Origin of the sequence: Paenibacillus sp. YYML68, assembly GCF_027923405.1 — a bacterium.
Classification (GTDB): Bacteria; Bacillota; Bacilli; order Paenibacillales; family NBRC-103111; genus Paenibacillus_G.
In genome coordinates this window covers 2,887,073-2,903,548 of record NZ_BQYI01000001.1, presented here as the reverse complement: position 1 = coordinate 2,903,548, position 16,476 = coordinate 2,887,073, and the positions used below count along the sequence as shown (strand labels likewise).

Annotated in this window: 15 protein-coding genes; all 15 read left to right on the top strand. The window is 53.3% G+C overall.

Translation table 11 applies throughout. The features are described 5' to 3' along the window. Nucleotides 1-71 precede the first annotated feature (71 nt). Nucleotides 72-2,693 (top strand): FtsK/SpoIIIE family DNA translocase, encoded by a 2,622-nt coding sequence (locus PAE68_RS13105; protein ID WP_281887546.1) that lies wholly within the window; start codon nt 72-74, stop codon nt 2,691-2,693. 118 nt (nt 2,694-2,811) lie between these two features. Next, nucleotides 2,812-3,657, top strand: a complete 846-nt coding sequence (gene sleB, locus PAE68_RS13100) for a spore cortex-lytic enzyme (protein WP_281887545.1) — start codon at nt 2,812-2,814, stop codon at nt 3,655-3,657. Nucleotides 3,658-3,806: 149 nt separating this feature from the next. Continuing rightward, nucleotides 3,807-5,090 carry an EF-P 5-aminopentanol modification-associated protein YfmF gene (yfmF, locus tag PAE68_RS13095; RefSeq protein ID WP_281887544.1) on the top strand — a complete coding sequence of 428 codons (1,284 nt, stop codon included), beginning with the start codon at nt 3,807-3,809 and terminating at the stop codon, nt 5,088-5,090. Continuing rightward, complete coding sequence (yfmH, locus tag PAE68_RS13090; RefSeq protein WP_281887543.1) at nt 5,091-6,368, top strand: EF-P 5-aminopentanol modification-associated protein YfmH; 1,278 nt, start codon at nt 5,091-5,093, stop codon at nt 6,366-6,368. Between the two features lie 9 nt (nt 6,369-6,377). Continuing rightward, nucleotides 6,378-7,142 (top strand): elongation factor P 5-aminopentanone reductase, encoded by a 765-nt coding sequence (gene ymfI / locus PAE68_RS13085; protein WP_281887542.1) that lies wholly within the window; start codon nt 6,378-6,380, stop codon nt 7,140-7,142. A gap of 91 nt (nt 7,143-7,233) precedes the next feature. Then, the gene (locus tag PAE68_RS13080) at nt 7,234-7,488 is read left to right on the top strand and encodes a DUF3243 domain-containing protein (RefSeq protein WP_281887541.1); all 255 of its coding nucleotides are present in this window, start codon (nt 7,234-7,236) and stop codon (nt 7,486-7,488) included. 121 nt (nt 7,489-7,609) lie between these two features. Next, nucleotides 7,610-8,476 (top strand): hypothetical protein, encoded by an 867-nt coding sequence (locus PAE68_RS13075; RefSeq protein ID WP_281887540.1) that lies wholly within the window; start codon nt 7,610-7,612, stop codon nt 8,474-8,476. Nucleotides 8,477-8,586: 110 nt separating this feature from the next. Continuing rightward, nucleotides 8,587-9,372, top strand: coding sequence for a DUF3388 domain-containing protein (locus tag PAE68_RS13070; RefSeq protein WP_281887539.1), 786 nt, complete (start codon nt 8,587-8,589; stop codon nt 9,370-9,372). Between the two features lie 68 nt (nt 9,373-9,440). After that, nucleotides 9,441-10,322: a helix-turn-helix domain-containing protein gene (locus tag PAE68_RS13065; RefSeq protein WP_281887538.1), complete on the top strand. Its 882-nt coding sequence runs from the start codon at nt 9,441-9,443 to the stop codon at nt 10,320-10,322. Between the two features lie 135 nt (nt 10,323-10,457). Next, nucleotides 10,458-10,949: a YajQ family cyclic di-GMP-binding protein gene (locus PAE68_RS13060; protein ID WP_281887537.1), complete on the top strand. Its 492-nt coding sequence runs from the start codon at nt 10,458-10,460 to the stop codon at nt 10,947-10,949. Nucleotides 10,950-11,087: 138 nt separating this feature from the next. Beyond that, the gene (gene rimO, locus PAE68_RS13055) at nt 11,088-12,416 is read left to right on the top strand and encodes a 30S ribosomal protein S12 methylthiotransferase RimO (protein WP_281887536.1); all 1,329 of its coding nucleotides are present in this window, start codon (nt 11,088-11,090) and stop codon (nt 12,414-12,416) included. Next, nucleotides 12,413-12,994, top strand: a complete 582-nt coding sequence (pgsA, locus tag PAE68_RS13050) for a CDP-diacylglycerol--glycerol-3-phosphate 3-phosphatidyltransferase (RefSeq protein ID WP_281887535.1) — start codon at nt 12,413-12,415, stop codon at nt 12,992-12,994. Before rimO ends, pgsA begins: the two co-directional genes overlap by 4 nt. Before the next feature lie 34 nt (nt 12,995-13,028). Continuing rightward, complete coding sequence (locus PAE68_RS13045; RefSeq protein WP_281887534.1) at nt 13,029-14,282, top strand: competence/damage-inducible protein A; 1,254 nt, start codon at nt 13,029-13,031, stop codon at nt 14,280-14,282. Nucleotides 14,283-14,465: 183 nt separating this feature from the next. Continuing rightward, entirely contained in the window at nt 14,466-15,509 is a 1,044-nt protein-coding gene (gene recA, locus PAE68_RS13040; protein ID WP_281887533.1) for a recombinase RecA, read from the top strand. Nucleotides 15,510-15,585: 76 nt separating this feature from the next. Continuing rightward, entirely contained in the window at nt 15,586-16,302 is a 717-nt protein-coding gene (locus PAE68_RS13035; RefSeq protein WP_281887532.1) for a RecX family transcriptional regulator, read from the top strand. Nucleotides 16,303-16,476 lie beyond the last annotated feature (174 nt).

The window sequence follows — 16,476 nt, the reverse complement described above, 5'->3', positions numbered from 1 at the left end:
TGAGTGGTTCACACCCGGCATGCAGCCCAGCGCCAGTTTATGGTATAATGGGCTGACGGGGGTGGGCGGTTTTGGCCAAGAAGAAGAGCAAGGGCAAAGGCTTTAAAGCGAATTTGAAGTTTGAGCTATATGGAATATTGATTTTAACGTTATCGGTAATTGCACTGTCCCGTGATGGGTCGGTAGCTCGATCGCTTACCTACTTGTTCCGATTTGTCATTGGATCGTGGGATTTCATCATTCCCCTGCTGTTCATATATATTGCACTGTATGCCATGATGAAGCGACAATGGCCGCAATGGAGAACGTCGCGCAAGTCGGGGCTGCTGCTGATTATACTGTCGCTGCTGCTGATGAGCCATATCAGCTTGTTCGCGAAGCTGTTTCCTAAGGTGGATTTCACAGCTGGTCAGATCGTATCCCTGACATGGACAAGCTTAATCGACGGATTAAGTCCGACCGAGAGCGGGCAGAGCATCTTGACTGACAATGTTGGGGGCGGGATGACTGGTGCCGTGCTATATGCAGCGCTGTTCTTCATGTTCGGCAATCTAGGAGCCAGGCTCATTCAGTTCACCTTAGTCGTAGCAGGTATTATTCTGATGACAGGCTGGTCGATCGGCGACTTGGTGGAGAAGCTGCAATCGCGTAAGCCGTTCAAGGAGACGCTGCTCGGTCAGTATATGCGTAAGACGGTGATGGACTTGCGTGAGGCCCGTGAGGAGCGTCGGCGCGAACGGGAGAATGAGAAGGAGAAGGAACGCGAGACGCGGCGCAAATCGGCTCCTGCAGCTGCAAAGCTGCCGGTCGATGAGGAATTCGATGAGGAGTCGTATCGTCCAGAGCCGAAGGTGCGGCGGGAAGCTCCTGCGCGCAAGCGGTCGGCCTTCATGGAGCTCCTCAAGCCTTCCAGAAGCGAGGAGACAGAGACAAGGCACGCGAAGGTAGATCCTCATGTAGAGGATGCGGCAGCGGAGCAGACCGTGTATGCGGCTTATGATTATGATCACAAGCTGGATGAGACTGCCCTTGTGCAGCAGCACGAGCAGGAGGCGCGTGACTCGACCATCCCGGTCATTCGCGACTTCCAAGAGCAAGTGCTGCAGGAGCAAGCCTTGCCAGAGATGAATGCTAGTCCGGTTCCAGTATTGGCCTCCACTACTACTAGCCATAGCTCGGAGAAGGCTGCCGCACAATCGACAGAGGTTCCAGCTAACGCTCAAGACGCAGGCAAGGAGGACTTCGAGATTCGATCGAAGCCAGTGATGATCCCGTATGAACTGCCTTCACTCAGCCTACTGTCGAAGCCAGCCTCGGGTAAGGGGAGCGACGGACTTGATTATAAAGCGGTTGCACGCAAGCTGGAGACGACGCTCGAGAGCTTCGGCGTCCGTGCGAAGGTGCTGGAGGTCGTTCGCGGTCCAGCGGTGACGCGCTACGAGATTCAGCCGGATGTCGGCGTGAAGGTCAGCCGCATCGTCAGCTTGACCGACGATATTGCACTGGCACTGGCAGCCAAGGACATACGGATGGAAGCGCCGATTCCGGGCAAGTCCGCGATCGGGATTGAGGTGCCGAATACGGAGGTTTCCATCGTTACGATGCGTGAGGTGATGGAGACGCCGGTGTTTCATGATTCGGCATCGAAGCTGTCGATTGTGCTGGGACGCGACATATCCGGTCAGCCGATCGTCGGTAATTTGGCCCGCATGCCTCACTTGCTCGTAGCTGGAGCGACAGGCTCTGGTAAGTCCGTATGTGTGAATGGAATTATTACCAGCATTCTGTTCAAGGCGAAGCCGGACGAAGTGAAGTTTCTGATGATTGACCCGAAGATGGTCGAGCTGAACGTATACAACGGCATCCCACATCTGCTTGCACCAGTGGTCACCGATCCGAAGCGCGCATCCTTAGCCCTCAAGAAGGTCGTCGTCGAGATGGAGAAGCGGTACGAGCTGTTCTCCAAGAGCGGCACGCGCAACATCGAGGGCTACAATACGATGCTGCTGGAGACGCAGACTGGAGCTCCGCTTCCGTATATCGTCGTCATTGTCGACGAGCTTGCAGACCTCATGATGGTGGCGGCGAACGATGTCGAGGACGCAATATGTCGCCTGGCTCAGATGGCTCGTGCCGCCGGTATTCACTTATTGATTGCTACGCAGAGGCCTTCCGTCGACGTAATTACGGGTGTTATCAAGGCGAACATCCCTTCGCGTATCGCCTTCGGCGTATCGTCGCAGGTGGACTCTCGAACAATTCTCGACTCGGCTGGTGCTGAGAAGCTTCTTGGACGAGGCGACATGCTGTACTTGCCCATGGGTGCGAACAAGCCGGTGCGCGTACAGGGCGCTTTCTTGTCCGATCAAGAGGTGGAGACGGTATGTAATTTCGTTCGAACGCAGAGACAGGTCGAGTACGTCGAGGATATGGTGCCGCAGGTCGAGGACAAGCAGGACGATCAGGATGGATTCGAGGACGAGCTGTACGAGCAGGCCGTCCAGATCGTGCTCGAAGCGAAGCAAGCGTCCGTATCGCTGCTGCAGCGACGTATGAGAGTCGGCTACACCCGTGCGGCGCGATTAATAGATATGATGGAGGCACGAGGCATCGTCGGGCCTTACGAGGGCAGTAAGCCGCGCGAGGTGCTCATGAGCGTCGAACAGTTTCAGTTGAGTCGAATCAGCTCCTGAGCTCGATTTTCCATCATATGGACATGGCTGTCATCATTGAATAGAAGCGGTACTCCTTTCTCATAATAACCTCAAATAGGTTGCACATACGATTGTGTGGGAAAGGTGAGTTGCCGCGATGAACAAAAGATTACTGCTTATTACGATCAGCCTTGTCCTCGTCCTGTTTATTGGGCTGGAAGTCAAGCACAGTCTTCGAACAGAGCCGACCTTCAGCAAAAACGAAATACGTTACGGCGCAGCCGGAACGGCAGACGTGTACGAGCTGCAAGGACGCTTGAAATACCTCGGCTTCTACAAGGGCCGTGTTGACGGTGACTTCGGCTATCAGACGTTAAAATCACTGAAGACGTTCCAGTCTGAATTCGGCTTGAAGGCAGACGGGATCGCCGGTAGTAAGACGAAGGTAAAGCTGTGGGAGGCCACGAAGGCTTGGAGAGCCAGCTCTGACGAGCTCCCACCATGGGCTCCGGGCAGTACGCAAAGTGCGTCCGACTCCAATCCGGGCTCGAACACGGGAAGCTCTACTGCAAGCTCGAACCCAGGAGGCGGCGGCAGTACGGCGAAGGCGACCTCGGCCGGCATGGCGCATTCGACGATGCTGGGCATGTCCGAGCAAGACCTGAAAATGATGGCGAACGCCGTTTACGGGGAAGCACGCGGTGAGCCATACGTCGGTCAAGTTGCAGTCGCAGCGGTCATCCTGAATCGAGTGAAGTCAGAAAGCTTCCCGAATACGGTGTATGGCGTTATATTCCAGCCTCGGGCGTTCACAGCTGTTGATGATGGTCAAATATGGCTGACGCCTAATGAGTCTTCCTTCCGCGCGGTGAAGGATGCAATCAATGGGATGGACCCGACAGGTGGTTGCTTGTATTACTTCAACCCGGTGACAGCAACCTCCAAGTGGATCTGGACACGTCCTCAGGTGAAGACGATCGGTAAGCATATATTCTGCATGTAATTTGGCAGCTAGCATAGTTGCAGCTTGTACATTGAACCTCACTTATGAAGAAGTAACCGATCACGGTTGCTTCTTCTCTTTGTAGAGGAATATAATGGAATACAAACCGGAAAGGCGGTTATGTCGTGTCGAGAGGGGCTGTTGCGGTAATGAAGGAAGTTCAGATGGAACGAGGAACGGTTCACGGAATGCGGGTGCACGTGCTGCCAACGCGTCAGTTCAAAACATTCGCCATATCGGCTTACGTTGGAAGTCCGCTGCGTGAGGAGACGGTCACACCTACGGCGCTCATTCCGTTCGTGCTGCGCCGCGGCACGAAGACGTATCCGGAAACGAAGCAATTTCGCGAGCGGCTGGACGATCTGTACGGTGCAGGCTTTGGCTTCGACGTCTATAAGCGTGGCGACTATCAGATTGTACAGTTTCGGATGGATGTCATTCAGGATGACTTCGTATCAAGCAAGGAGTCGCTTCTGGAGCAAGGGCTTCAGTTTCTTGGCGAGGCGTTGACGCAGCCTGCGATGGACGAAGGCAAGCTGTTGAGTAAATATATAGCAGCCGAGCAGGCGACCGTTCGCAAGCGGCTCGAAGCGATCATTAATGATAAAATCCGTTATGCGGCTGAGCGCTGCATTGAAGAGATGTGTAAGGATGAGCCTTATAGGCTGCATCCGCTCGGGAAGATCGACAAGCTCCCGGAGCTCGATGCTGAGAGCTTGACAGGACGTTACCATCAATGGCTGGCAGAGGCTCCAATCGATATATACGTCGTCGGCGACACGAGCCTTGAGCAGGTGCTGCCGATTATGGAACGCTGCTTCCAGCTGAATCGCAGCGCGGCTTCTGACTATAGCTTGCAGGTTGCTCATCGTACGGTAACTGAGGTTAAGGAGGTTGTCGAGCGGATCGAGGTGAACCAAGGCAAGCTGAATATGGGTCTGCGTATCCCGACCTCGTATGCGAACGACACGTACCCGTCTGCGCTTCTGTACAACGGTATTCTTGGAGGCTATCCGCATGCGAAGCTGTTCACGAACGTGCGGGAGAAGGCAAGTCTAGCCTATTATGCCTCGTCCCGATTGGACGGTCATAAAGGTATCGTGACGATTCAATCCGGCATCGAGATTGGCAATTATGCGAAGGCCGTCGACATCATCAAGGAGCAGCTTCAGGCGCTGGTGAACGGTCAGATCAGCGATACCGAGCTGCTGCAGACGAAGGCGATGATCACGGGACATTTGCGCGAGCTGCAGGATTCGGCATTCGAGCTTATCTCGTTCGACTTCAACAACCGATTGTCAGGCGCGGAGCGTTCGGTGCCGTCCTTAATCGAGTCGATTATGCAGACGACACCGGAGCAGATCAAGCAGATCGCGCAGCAGACGCAGCTTGATACGATATACTTTTTGACTAATGATCAAGGGGGACAGTAAATGCAGACGATTCCGTATCCGCAAGTGAAGGAAACGATCTATAGTGAGACGCTGCCTAACGGACTGTCCGTCTTCATCTTACCGAAGGCCGGCTTCCAGAAAACGTATGCGACGTTCTCGACGAAGTATGGCTCGATCGATAATCACTTCCGTGTCGAAGGTCAAGCGGAGCAGAAGGTGCCTGACGGCATTGCACATTTCCTCGAGCATAAGATGTTCGAGGAGCCGACGGGCGACATCTTCTCCATCTTCGCGGCGCAGGGCGCGTCAGCCAACGCATTCACAAGCTTCGATCGAACGTCGTACTTGTTCTCGGCCTCCGAGCATGTGAAGGAGAATGTGACGACGCTGCTGAACTTCGTGCAAAATCCTTATTTCACAGATGAGAATGTAGAGAAAGAGAAGGGCATCATCGGCCAGGAGATCAAGATGTACCAGGACAATCCGGACTGGCGCGCGTACTTCGGCTTGATCGAGACGATGTACCACACGCATCCGGTCCATATCGATATTGCAGGAACGGTCGCCTCGATCGGTGAGATTACGAAGGATATGCTCTATGAATGCTACCATACGTTCTATCATCCGACCAACATGAGTCTGTTCATCGTTGGCGGAGTTGACCCGCAGGAGATGATGGAGCTAGTCAGAACCAATCAGGCAGGCAAGAGCTTCAAGCCGCAGGGTGACATTCATCGTCTATTCGATGCGGAGCCTCCCGGTGTGAAGAACGCTCGCAAGCTGACCTCCTTACCTGTATCGGTGCCGAAATGCTTGTTCGGCTGCAAGGAGCCTTCTCAGCCGCTCAGAGGTCGCGATATGCTGAAGCGAGAGCTTGCGATGAAGGTGCTGCTAGACATGCTGATCAGTCCGAGCTCGGCTTTATATCAGAAGCTGTATGACGAGCAGCTTATCTCGGACAATTTCGGTATGGAGTACAATATTTCCGAGCATTATGCATTCTCTGTCATTGGCGGAGACACGCCAGAGCCGGAGAAGCTGATCGAGCGGGTGCAGACGGAATTGGATCGCATGAAGGCTGAAGGCTTGGCTAGAGCAGATTTCGAGCGGAGTAAGAAGAAAAAAATCGGAGCCTTCCTCAGACAGCTGAATTCACCCGAATCGATTGCTAACGAATATACAAAATACCGGTTCAAGGATATCGATCTATTCGATATATTGCCGGTATATGAGCAGCTGGAGCTCAATGACGCGGAGAGTCTGCTGAAGGAGCACTTTGATTGGAGCCAGCTGGCTGCTTCTATTGTTCGAAAGTGAGGCTGAAGGATGACGGAACCTACGAGCAATAAGCCATTTACAGAGCAAACCGTGCTTATCACTGGGGCGAGCCGCGGCATAGGTGCCGCGATCGCCCGTCGCTTCGCTTCTGTCGGCATGAATGTTGTGATTCATTATTTACAGTCGCACGAGGCGGCGAACGAAACAGCGAGGGAAGCGATGAGATATGGCGCTCGCGTGTTAACTGTGACAGCTGATCTGCGCTCTGTTGATCAGATCGAGCGCATGCAGGACAAGCTTGCCCAACATGGACTTATACCCGATATTCTTGTTAATAATGCGGGCATCTCGCACTACGGGCTGCTCTCTGAGCTTTCTGAGAACGAATGGGACGAAATTATCGGCATTAATTTGAAGGGTACTTATTTGATGACGCGTCAATTCATGTCGGCCATGATTGAGCGCAAATATGGTCGAATTATTAATGTCTCATCGGTCTGGGGCATATCAGGCGCTTCGTGCGAGGTTGCTTATTCGACGGCCAAGGGTGGCATAAACGCCTTCACGAAAGCGCTTGCCAAGGAGCTTGCGCCTTCCGGTGTGACAGTGAATGCGGTAGCGCCCGGTGTAGTAGATACGGCGATGATGAACGGCTTCGACGCCAGTGAGAAGGCCGCGCTGGAGAATGACATACCGGCAGGACGCTTCGCCCAGCCTGATGAGATTGCGTCGCTCGTCTACTTCCTAGCGTTGCCTGAATCCGGGTACATAACAGGTCAAATTATTAGCCCGAACGGCGGCTGGCTGACCTAACGTATCTTTCGAATAAAAAGAGCCTCTCCAGCGCATCATAACACTTGTAGTACAGTCATTCATTATGCACCTACAAGGAGGAATTCGAGCGATGGCAACTGTGCTGAAAGTATTTGAGCGCTGGAAAGAGTTTCTAGGTGAGCGTGTAGAGCAAGCAGAAAAAGCGGGTATGAGCGAGGAGACGATCTCCAAGATTGCCTTCCAAATCGGTGAGTTCTTGGCCGATAAGGTAGATCCGGAGAACAAAGAAGAGCGCGTCCTGAAGGAGCTGTGGGACGTAGCAGACGAGCAAGAGCGCAAGGCGATGGCTTCCATCATGGTGAAGCTGGCCAAAGCGAACAACTAAATATTGCATGGTAAGAGCCTCCTTGCTCGTTCAGGGAGGCTTTTGCCCTTTAAGCCATTCCGATTTATACTAAGAACTAGTTAAGCCGTTATGGTTGAAGGAAAGAGGTTATTCGTTCACAATGAGAAAATATTCGTCAAACGCCACACGTATGCTGTTCATCGTTCTGCTAGTCGGGGCCCTATCCTTCTTGTTCACCGCCTGCGGGAAAAGTATCCCTTCCATCGATCCCCAGCTGCTCGATTCGAAAGCATCGGTGCTTGTCGTTACATCGTCGACACTCGCACCTGACGCCCAGCAGCAGCTACAGACAGCGCTACAGGAGTGGCAAAGCTCACGACTCACTGCTTATGAGTGGATGCAGCTATCACCCGCTCAAGGGTTGACTGAGGAACAGCAGGCGGAGCTCCAGCAGCGCGCCTATGATTATGTCGTCGTCGCAGGTCGAGAGCTGATCGTCTCATTACTTCCTTATGCAGAGCAGCTGACAGATAGCCGCTGGATTATGCTGGACGATCGGATTATGAGAGAGTCATTACCGGTACAAGGGTCTCATATTGTAGTACATACGATAGTGGAAGCACGCCTTCATCAAGAATGGGACGAATGGGTGAGGCAGCAGCTGGTGACAGACCGTGCGATCGAGTGGGTCACCACTCAGGCTTATCCGATCCCGTCCGAATGGGCTCCTGCCGAGGAGGCTGAATACATGACGCTGACGGACGCTCCAGGTTGGCAGCAGCAGCTGCAATATCAGCTTCAAGCGCATCGCTCGTCCTGGATCGTCGTCTTCGCTCCACTCGACGCCCAGCAGCTGCAGCGGCTGAAGGCGATGCAGGTGCCGATCGCGAACATCAGCGCAACAGCTGTAGAGCTCCAGTGGCCTGCTGTGCTCGAGAGCGTGTCGCGCTTACTTGCTGAACGTTCTTGGCAGGGCGGGCTGAAGCCCTATACCGAGCGCGAGTTCAAATTAAATAAGTTTTTATAAAATGATGCTCAGAAGGAAGGAATTGCACGAAAATTGTAGAATACGTCGGTAGTCGAAGACGAATGGTAACAAGAAGCAGCAAAAACTAAACATGAACGGAGATTTCAGTCATGAGCTCAAATTCGGAATCCAATGAGATGAAGCAATGGTACATGGAATATAAAATACATAAAAACCGTCCCGGTCTGCTAGGCGACATCGCGTCGTTGATGGGGATGCTTGACATCAACATCGTTACCATTAACGGTGTTGAGGACCGCACACGCGGGATGCTGCTGCAAACAAGTGATGATGAAAAAATCGAGCTGATGGGTAAAATGCTGAAAAAGGTAGATAATATTACTATTACGGCATTACGCACGCCGAAGCTTGTCGATATTTTGGCGGTGCGACACGGCCGTTATCTGGAACGCGATTCCGACGACCGCAAGACGTTCCGCTTCACGCGTGACGAGCTGGGTCTGCTTGTCGACTTCTTGGGCGAAGTGTTCAAGCGTGACGGCAACCATGTGATCGGCCTTCGCGGCATGCCGCGTGTAGGGAAGACTGAATCGATCATCGCCGGCAGTGTATGCGCAAACAAGCGCTGGACTTTCGTATCGTCCACCTTGCTGAGACAGACGGTGCGCAGCCAACTGTCCGAGGACGAGATGAATGTTAACAATGTGTTCATTATTGATGGCATTGTATCGACGCTACGCTCGAATGAGAAGCATTACAGCCTGCTGCAGGACATTATGAGCATGCCTTCGACCAAGGTCATCGAGCATCCGGACATTTTTGTTCGAGAATCGGAATATACGTATGATCACTTCGATTATATTGTCGAGCTTCGGACGACGCCGGATGAGGAAATATCGTATGAGTCCTTCACAGGTGGCTTCGACTCTTATTAATATCTTACATGCGCGCCTTCACCAGAAATGACGACTGCAGCGACACATAACGGGAAGAGGTGACTTTCGTGACGGAGCTTGGCCTGCTATTAAGAAAAGCGAGAATGGAGAAAAAAATATCGCTCGATGACCTGCAGGAAACAACTAAAATTCGCAAGCGATACTTGGAGGCCATCGAAGAAGGTAATTTCAAGGTGCTTCCCGGTAATTTTTATGTGCGTGCTTTTATAAAAAGCTATGCGGAAGCTGTAGGGTTGGATCCGGGCGAGGTGCTGAACCTATACCAGAATGTCATTCCGGCAGCGGAGCCTGAGAAGCTGGAGCAGGTTCGTACTAAGCGCACGACGAATGTGGCAAGCTCTGAGCGCTTCGGACGATGGGCGTCGGGCATCATGGTCATATCGTTCTTCGTGCTCATCGTCGGCATTATATACTACTTCGTCAGCGTCAATTATAAGGGTACAGCTGACGCAAGCAATCACTTGCCGAACAAGATTACGGACAAGATCGAGCCTGCAGCTCCGAAGCCGGATACGGCTGGAGCGGCCACCTACGGCACCGGGGCCAACGCTGCTTCCAAGCAGCCACAGCCGCAGGTACAAGCGCCGGAGCCTGTTGCTCCTGCAGCGCCAGTCGCTCAGGTGAAGCTGGCGAAGAGCGAGCGCGGAACCGATTATTACGCCGTATCGGGAACGGATAAGCTGACGGTCGAGGTGCGGGTGACAGGCGAGGAATGCTGGATGAAGATTGATTCGCTCGGACCGCCTCGCCAGCAGCTGGAGGAAGGGATGCTGAAGCACGGTGCGGTGAAGACATGGGAGCTGTCGAATGCAGCTTATGTGCGCTTCGGCCGTGCGAACGCCGTTGAGCTGATTGTCAACGGAACGACGATTCCAGTCGGCAATGAGCCGAACGTCAAGAACATTCAGCTTGAGCTCGTACAATCCTAGCTATGATTTACCGTCCTAACAAGACGGATTCGCACGACTTGTATACCGGACACCTTTCCGACTTTGTGCGGAGGGTGTCTTTTTTGCTACAATAGGACATTATGACGATCATGACGATGGAAGGAAGAGGAAGCCTTGAGTAGTGAAAGCTCATTCGACATTGTGTCCAAGATGGACATGCAGGAACTGAACAACGCCATCAATCAGGCGGAGAAGGAGATCGAGACACGCTTCGACTTCAAGAACAGCAAGAGCAGCATCACACTCGAGAAGGAGGAGCTCGTCCTTGCCTCAGACGACGATTTCAAGCTGCAGAACGTCATTGACATTCTTCATGCGAAGATGGCGAAGCGGGGCATTCCATTGAAGAACCTCGAATACGGTAAGGTCGAGTCGGCATCCGGCAGCACGGTCCGCCAGAAGGTGAAGCTGAAGCAAGGCATCGAGCAGGACATTGCGAAGAAGATCAACATCCTGATCCGCGATTCCAAGCTGAAGGTGAAGAGCCAGATTCAAGGCGATCAGATCCGCGTCACCGGCAAAAGCAAGGACGACTTGCAGCAGGTGATCCAACTGCTCCGCAAGGCCGATCTACCGATCGAGCTGCAATTTATGAATTTCCGCTAATCCGTTGTCGGCAAGAAGCCTCAAGGCGTAATCGCTTTGCAGGCTTTTTACTGTTTTGACACTGTTTGCAGGGTTATATTATACTTGTACCAAACCGTTAGGGAGTATAAGGCTTGATGCCGTTCTGGAGGAAAGTTAATGACAGAGAAAGTGAAAGTAGTTACACTAGGCTGCGAGAAAAATTTGGTCGATTCCGAAATTATGTCCGGTCTTGTCCATGAGCGCGGCTACGAGTTGGTCGACAACAAGGAAGATGCTACCATCATTATCGTGAATACGTGCGGCTTCATCGATGCGGCGAAGGAGGAATCGGTCAATACGATCCTCGACATGGCCGATCTGAAGGAAACCGCCAGCCTGAAGGCGCTCATCGTATCGGGCTGCTTGACTCAGCGCTACAAGAAGGAGCTTATGAATGAGATGCCTGAGATCGACGGCATTGTCGGTACAGGCGATTTTGATAAAATCAACGATATTATCGATGAGGCGCTAGCCGGGAAGAAGCCGATCTTCGTCGGGAACCCGGTATTTAACTATGAGAAAAAGCTGCCGCGTCGTCTATCGACTCCACGCTATACAGCTTACGTGAAAATTGCAGAGGGCTGCGACAACGCCTGTACGTTCTGCAGCATCCCGATCATGCGGGGCAAGTTCCGCAGTCGGAGCGTCGAGTCGATTCTCGACGAGGTGACGCAGCTTGCCGCTCAAGGCGTCAAGGAGATCAGTCTGATCGCTCAGGACTCGACGAACTACGGAACCGATCTGTACGACTCGTTCATGCTGCCGACGTTGATGAATCGCGTCAGCGAGGTGCCGGGTATCGAGTGGGTACGCTTGCATTACGCATATCCGGGTTTTTTCACGGACGAGCTGATCGAGACGATCGCTTCAAATTCGAAAATATGCAAGTACATCGACATGCCGCTTCAGCACAGCGAGGACCGCATTCTGAAGCTGATGCGTCGTCCGGGACGTCAACGCGATACGCGCGAGCTCGTCCGTAAGATTCGCGCTCGTATTCCGGATGTGTCGCTGCGTACGTCCATTATCGTCGGCTTCCCTGGCGAGACGGAGGAGGACTTCGAGAACTTGAAGTCGTTCGTGCAGGATATTCAGTTCGATCGTCTTGGCGTCTTTACGTACTCGAAGGAGGAGGACACACCTGCTTCCCGCTTGCCTGATCAGATTGCCGACGATGTGAAGGAGTACCGTGCCAACACCTTAATGGAAATTCAGCGTGAGATCGCGAATGAGCGCAACAGTAGCCGTGTCGGTCAAGTGATCGATGTACTGATCGAGAAGTATGACGGGCGCAACGACGTCTACGTCGGCCGCTCGCAGTTCGACGCGCCGGAGATCGACGGCGAGGTGTTTGCTAAGGGTGTGAACCTCGAGATCGGCTCTGTTGCCAAGGTGCGTATTACGCATTCCTTCGAGTTTGACTTGTCCGGGGAGGTCGTGGCATGAACCTGGCCAACCGGATTACGTTGGCGAGAATTTTTTTAGTACCGATCATCATGTTCTTCCTGCTCGTTAATGTAAAAACTCCGTTAATCCGGATCGAACAATTCGAAATTACGTACAATCAGATTATAGCTGCGCTTATCTTCATCATAGCGGCGAGCACGGATAGTCTGGACGGTTATATTGCGAGGAAGCGGAAGCTTGTCACGAATCTCGGTAAGCTGCTCGATCCGCTCGCAGACAAGCTTCTCGTCTCGGCCGTGCTCGTCTCGCTCGTCGAGATGGACAAGGTCGATGCTTGGGTGGCGATCGTCATTATCAGCCGTGAATTCGCGGTGACCGGCCTTCGGCAAATTGCATTGCTCGAAGGGACGGTCATGGCAGCCAGTCGGTGGGGCAAATGGAAGACCGGAACGCAGATCACGGCTATTATTGCGCTGCTGCTTAACAATTTCCCGTTCGCCTTCATTAACTTCCCGTTTGATCTTATCGCAAGCTGGGTGGCGGCCATCATCACGATCTATTCGGGGCTCGACTATTTCATCAAAAACAAGCATGTGCTGAACTTCGACGATATCTAATGGCGAACAGCGGCGCTGCTGCGGGAGGGACAGCATGAGAGCGGAAATTATCGCAATCGGCACAGAGCTGCTGATGGGTCAAATCGCAAACACCAACGCTCAATATTTATCCCGGGGCCTCGCTGATATTGGCATAGGGGTCTACTATCATACCGTTGTTGGGGATAACGTCGGGCGGATGAAGGAAGCACTGGCGGTCGCCAAGGGTCGTGCTGAGCTGATCGTGTGCACTGGAGGTCTTGGACCGACGCAGGATGATCTGACGAAGGATGTGCTGGCCGAGGTGCTCGGCCGGCAGCTTGTCGTGCATCAGCCGTCAATGGATACGATGACGGCCTTCTTCGCTCGTCGCGGCATTGAGATGGTCCAGAGCAATGCACGACAAGCGCTCATGCTCGAGGGCAGCGATCCGCTGCCTAATGAGACGGGACTTGCGGTGGGCAACGCGGTTACGGTGGATGGGACGCACTATGTGGTGCTGCCGGGACCTCCGCGTGAGATGAAGCCGATGTTCGACAATCAGGTCAAGCCGTGGCTGGAATCTAAATACCCTGGAATAGCACCGCTTCATTCCGTGATGCTGAAGTTCGCCGGAATTGGCGAGTCTACGCTCGAGCATCGACTGCTTGATCTCATTCAGCAGCAGGACGATCCGACGATCGCGCCGTATGCGAAGGAGGGCGAGGTCGCCATTCGACTGACGACTCGTGCAGCTACGGCAACCGAGGCAGACGGTAAGCTAGAACCGCTACTCGGTGAGATCCGCAGCAGGTTGGGTGAGTTTATCTATGCGGAAGAGGATGTCACGCTGGAGGAGCAGGTGGTTAAGAAGCTTACCGCTTGCGGGAAGCGGCTTGCCGTTGCAGAGAGCTGCACAGGTGGGCAGCTGAGCGATCTGCTGACGGCCGTCTCAGGCTCCTCTGAGGCGTTCTCAGGTGGTGTTATCTGCTACACGAACGATGTGAAGAAGACGGTGCTCGGAGTTCCGACAGAGCTGTTTGAAGGTCCTGAGGCACCCGGAGCGGTCAGTGAGGCTGTCGCTGCCGAGCTGGCCGAGCGCGTGCTTCGGCTGTGCGGTACCGACTATGGCATCGGAATTACAGGCGTAGCCGGTCCTTCGGAGCTCGAGGGCAAGCCGGTCGGACTCATCTACGTCGGTGTTGCTGAGCGCGGCGGTACGACTGAGGTCGTCCGGCTGGAGCTGGGCGGCAACCGGCCGACTGTGAAGCTGCGGGCGTCGAAGCGGGCGCTGTACGAGCTGTGGAAGCGGCTAAAATCTAGTTGCTGAGCGGATAGAAATGAAGTATAATAGATTTACGGAAGCACCGTAACATGTCTATCATCGTTACGGTTTTTCTTTGGAGTCAAATGCGAATGTATGTTCGAAAAAGTGGTTGGCAAAATCGAACAAAACCGTTATGATGATAGCATAATAGATGATATGACATTATATAAAAGGGAAGTGAGTGTTTTGACGGATCGTCGTGCGGCACTGGAAAATGCTCTTCGTCAAATTGAGAAGCAATTTGGTAAAGGTTCGATTATGAAGCTGGGTGAGTCTACCCATATGCAGGTTGAAACGATTCAGAGCGGCTCGCTCGCGCTCGATATTGCACTAGGCATCGGCGGATACCCGCGCGGAAGAATTATCGAAGTATACGGACCGGAATCGTCCGGTAAGACGACGGTCGCGCTCCATGCGATCGCTGAGGTACAGCGTGCCGGTGGCACCGCTGCGTTCATCGATGCCGAGCATGCGCTCGATCCGTTGTATGCTAGCAAGCTCGGCATCAACATCGACGAGCTGCTGCTGTCTCAGCCGGATACGGGTGAGCAGGCGCTCGAGATTGCCGAGGCGCTCGTGCGCAGCGGGGCGGTAGATATTATCGTCATCGACTCGGTTGCCGCGCTCGTGCCGAAGGCCGAGATTGAAGGCGAGATGGGCGATTCCCACGTCGGCTTGCAGGCGCGTCTGATGTCCCAGGCACTTCGGAAGCTGTCCGGTGCGATCAACAAGTCGAAGACGATTGCGATCTTCATCAACCAGCTTCGCGAGAAGGTCGGCGTCATGTTCGGTAATCCAGAGACGACGCCAGGCGGGCGCGCACTGAAGTTCTACTCCTCCATTCGTCTTGATGTTCGCCGTGTAGAGACAATCAAGCAAGGTAATGATATGGTCGGTAACCGTACGAAAATCAAGGTCGTCAAGAACAAGGTTGCTCCTCCGTTCAAGCAGGCAGAGATCGATATTATGTACGGTGAAGGCATCTCCCGTGAAGGCAGCCTCGTCGATATCGCGACGGAGATGGACATCATTCAGAAGAGCGGAGCCTGGTACTCCTACAATAACGATCGACTTGGTCAAGGTCGCGAGAATGCGAAGCAGTTTCTGAAGGAAAATGTTCACATCGCGGATGCGATCGAGAAGAAGATTCGCGAGAACAGCAATCTGATTGCTGTCGTCGGGGCCAATACCGACGATGAACCGGAAGAAGAGCTGGCATTGCTGGAATAGATGAATGCAAGGCACCTGTTCATTCGTGAAGGGTGTCTTTTTTCTTATATGCCAGCATGCGAAAGGTGTGACAACGATGGATGAGGGAGAGAAGCGGACGTCAGGCGGCACCATTACGTTGATCGAGCGACAGCCACGTACGAGGCATCGGTACAACATCCACTTAGACGGCGTCTATGCATTCTCGGTGCATGAAGATTTAATGATTCGTTACAGGCTGTTGAAGGGCGCTGTCGTCGAGTCAGAGGAGCTGGAGCGGCTGCTGGTCGATGAGGAGCGTCACAAGGCGTATTTAAGCGCGGTAAGGCTCTTATCCAGCAGGCTGCGCTCCGAGCATGAGCTTCGGGCTAGACTGATGGAGAAGGAGTTCGAGTCATCCATCATTGACCATTGCTTGGACCGACTGCGAAGCGAGGGGTACTTGAACGATGCGCTGTTCGCGGAGCAGCTGGCGAAGCAACGATCCGAGTCGCAGCGGAAGGGCCGACATTGGATCAAGCAGGAGCTGAAGCAGAAGGGTGTGCCGAAGGAGCATATTGAGGCTGCGCTTGAGCAGGTTGACGAGCAGACCGAGGTCGAAGGAGCGTACAAGCTCGTCAGCAGACGATACGCCAACGAGTGGCAGGAGGACTCGGTGAAGGCGCGACGGAAGGCGACAGGCTTCCTCATGCGAAGAGGGTATTCGATGAATGTGGCGTTGAAGGTGATGGATCGATTGGCAGAGCAATGGGGGAAGTCAAGCGGGGAGTGGGTTGAGTCTATGGATGTCGACGATGTGATGCATGACGATTGAAGCGGTTCAAACGGTGCAAATTGTGCGCCCAGCTGTCAACACCTTGACAAGCTTTCTACACAAACTATAAAATAATGATGTATATTCATTATACACGCCAATCGTTGGCAGCATTTGCTGACATGCCCGCTAACGATTCGCAAAGTAAAATCGCCAATTTTTACTTTTACTAAC

Excerpts from the sequence above, each read along its gene's own strand:
- sleB (WP_281887545.1), top strand. The coding sequence starts at position 2,812 with ATGAACAAAAGATTACTGCTTATTACGATCAGCCTTGTCCTCGTCCTG.
- yfmF (WP_281887544.1), top strand. The coding sequence starts at position 3,807 with ATGAAGGAAGTTCAGATGGAACGAGGAACGGTTCACGGAATGCGGGTG.
- yfmH (WP_281887543.1), top strand. The coding sequence starts at position 5,091 with ATGCAGACGATTCCGTATCCGCAAGTGAAGGAAACGATCTATAGTGAG.
- ymfI (WP_281887542.1), top strand. The coding sequence starts at position 6,378 with ATGACGGAACCTACGAGCAATAAGCCATTTACAGAGCAAACCGTGCTT.
- PAE68_RS13080 (WP_281887541.1), top strand. The coding sequence starts at position 7,234 with ATGGCAACTGTGCTGAAAGTATTTGAGCGCTGGAAAGAGTTTCTAGGT.
- PAE68_RS13075 (WP_281887540.1), top strand. The coding sequence starts at position 7,610 with ATGAGAAAATATTCGTCAAACGCCACACGTATGCTGTTCATCGTTCTG.
- PAE68_RS13070 (WP_281887539.1), top strand. The coding sequence starts at position 8,587 with ATGAGCTCAAATTCGGAATCCAATGAGATGAAGCAATGGTACATGGAA.
- rimO (WP_281887536.1), top strand. The coding sequence starts at position 11,088 with ATGACAGAGAAAGTGAAAGTAGTTACACTAGGCTGCGAGAAAAATTTG.
- pgsA (WP_281887535.1), top strand. The coding sequence starts at position 12,413 with ATGAACCTGGCCAACCGGATTACGTTGGCGAGAATTTTTTTAGTACCG.
- PAE68_RS13045 (WP_281887534.1), top strand. The coding sequence starts at position 13,029 with ATGAGAGCGGAAATTATCGCAATCGGCACAGAGCTGCTGATGGGTCAA.
- PAE68_RS13035 (WP_281887532.1), top strand. The coding sequence starts at position 15,586 with ATGGATGAGGGAGAGAAGCGGACGTCAGGCGGCACCATTACGTTGATC.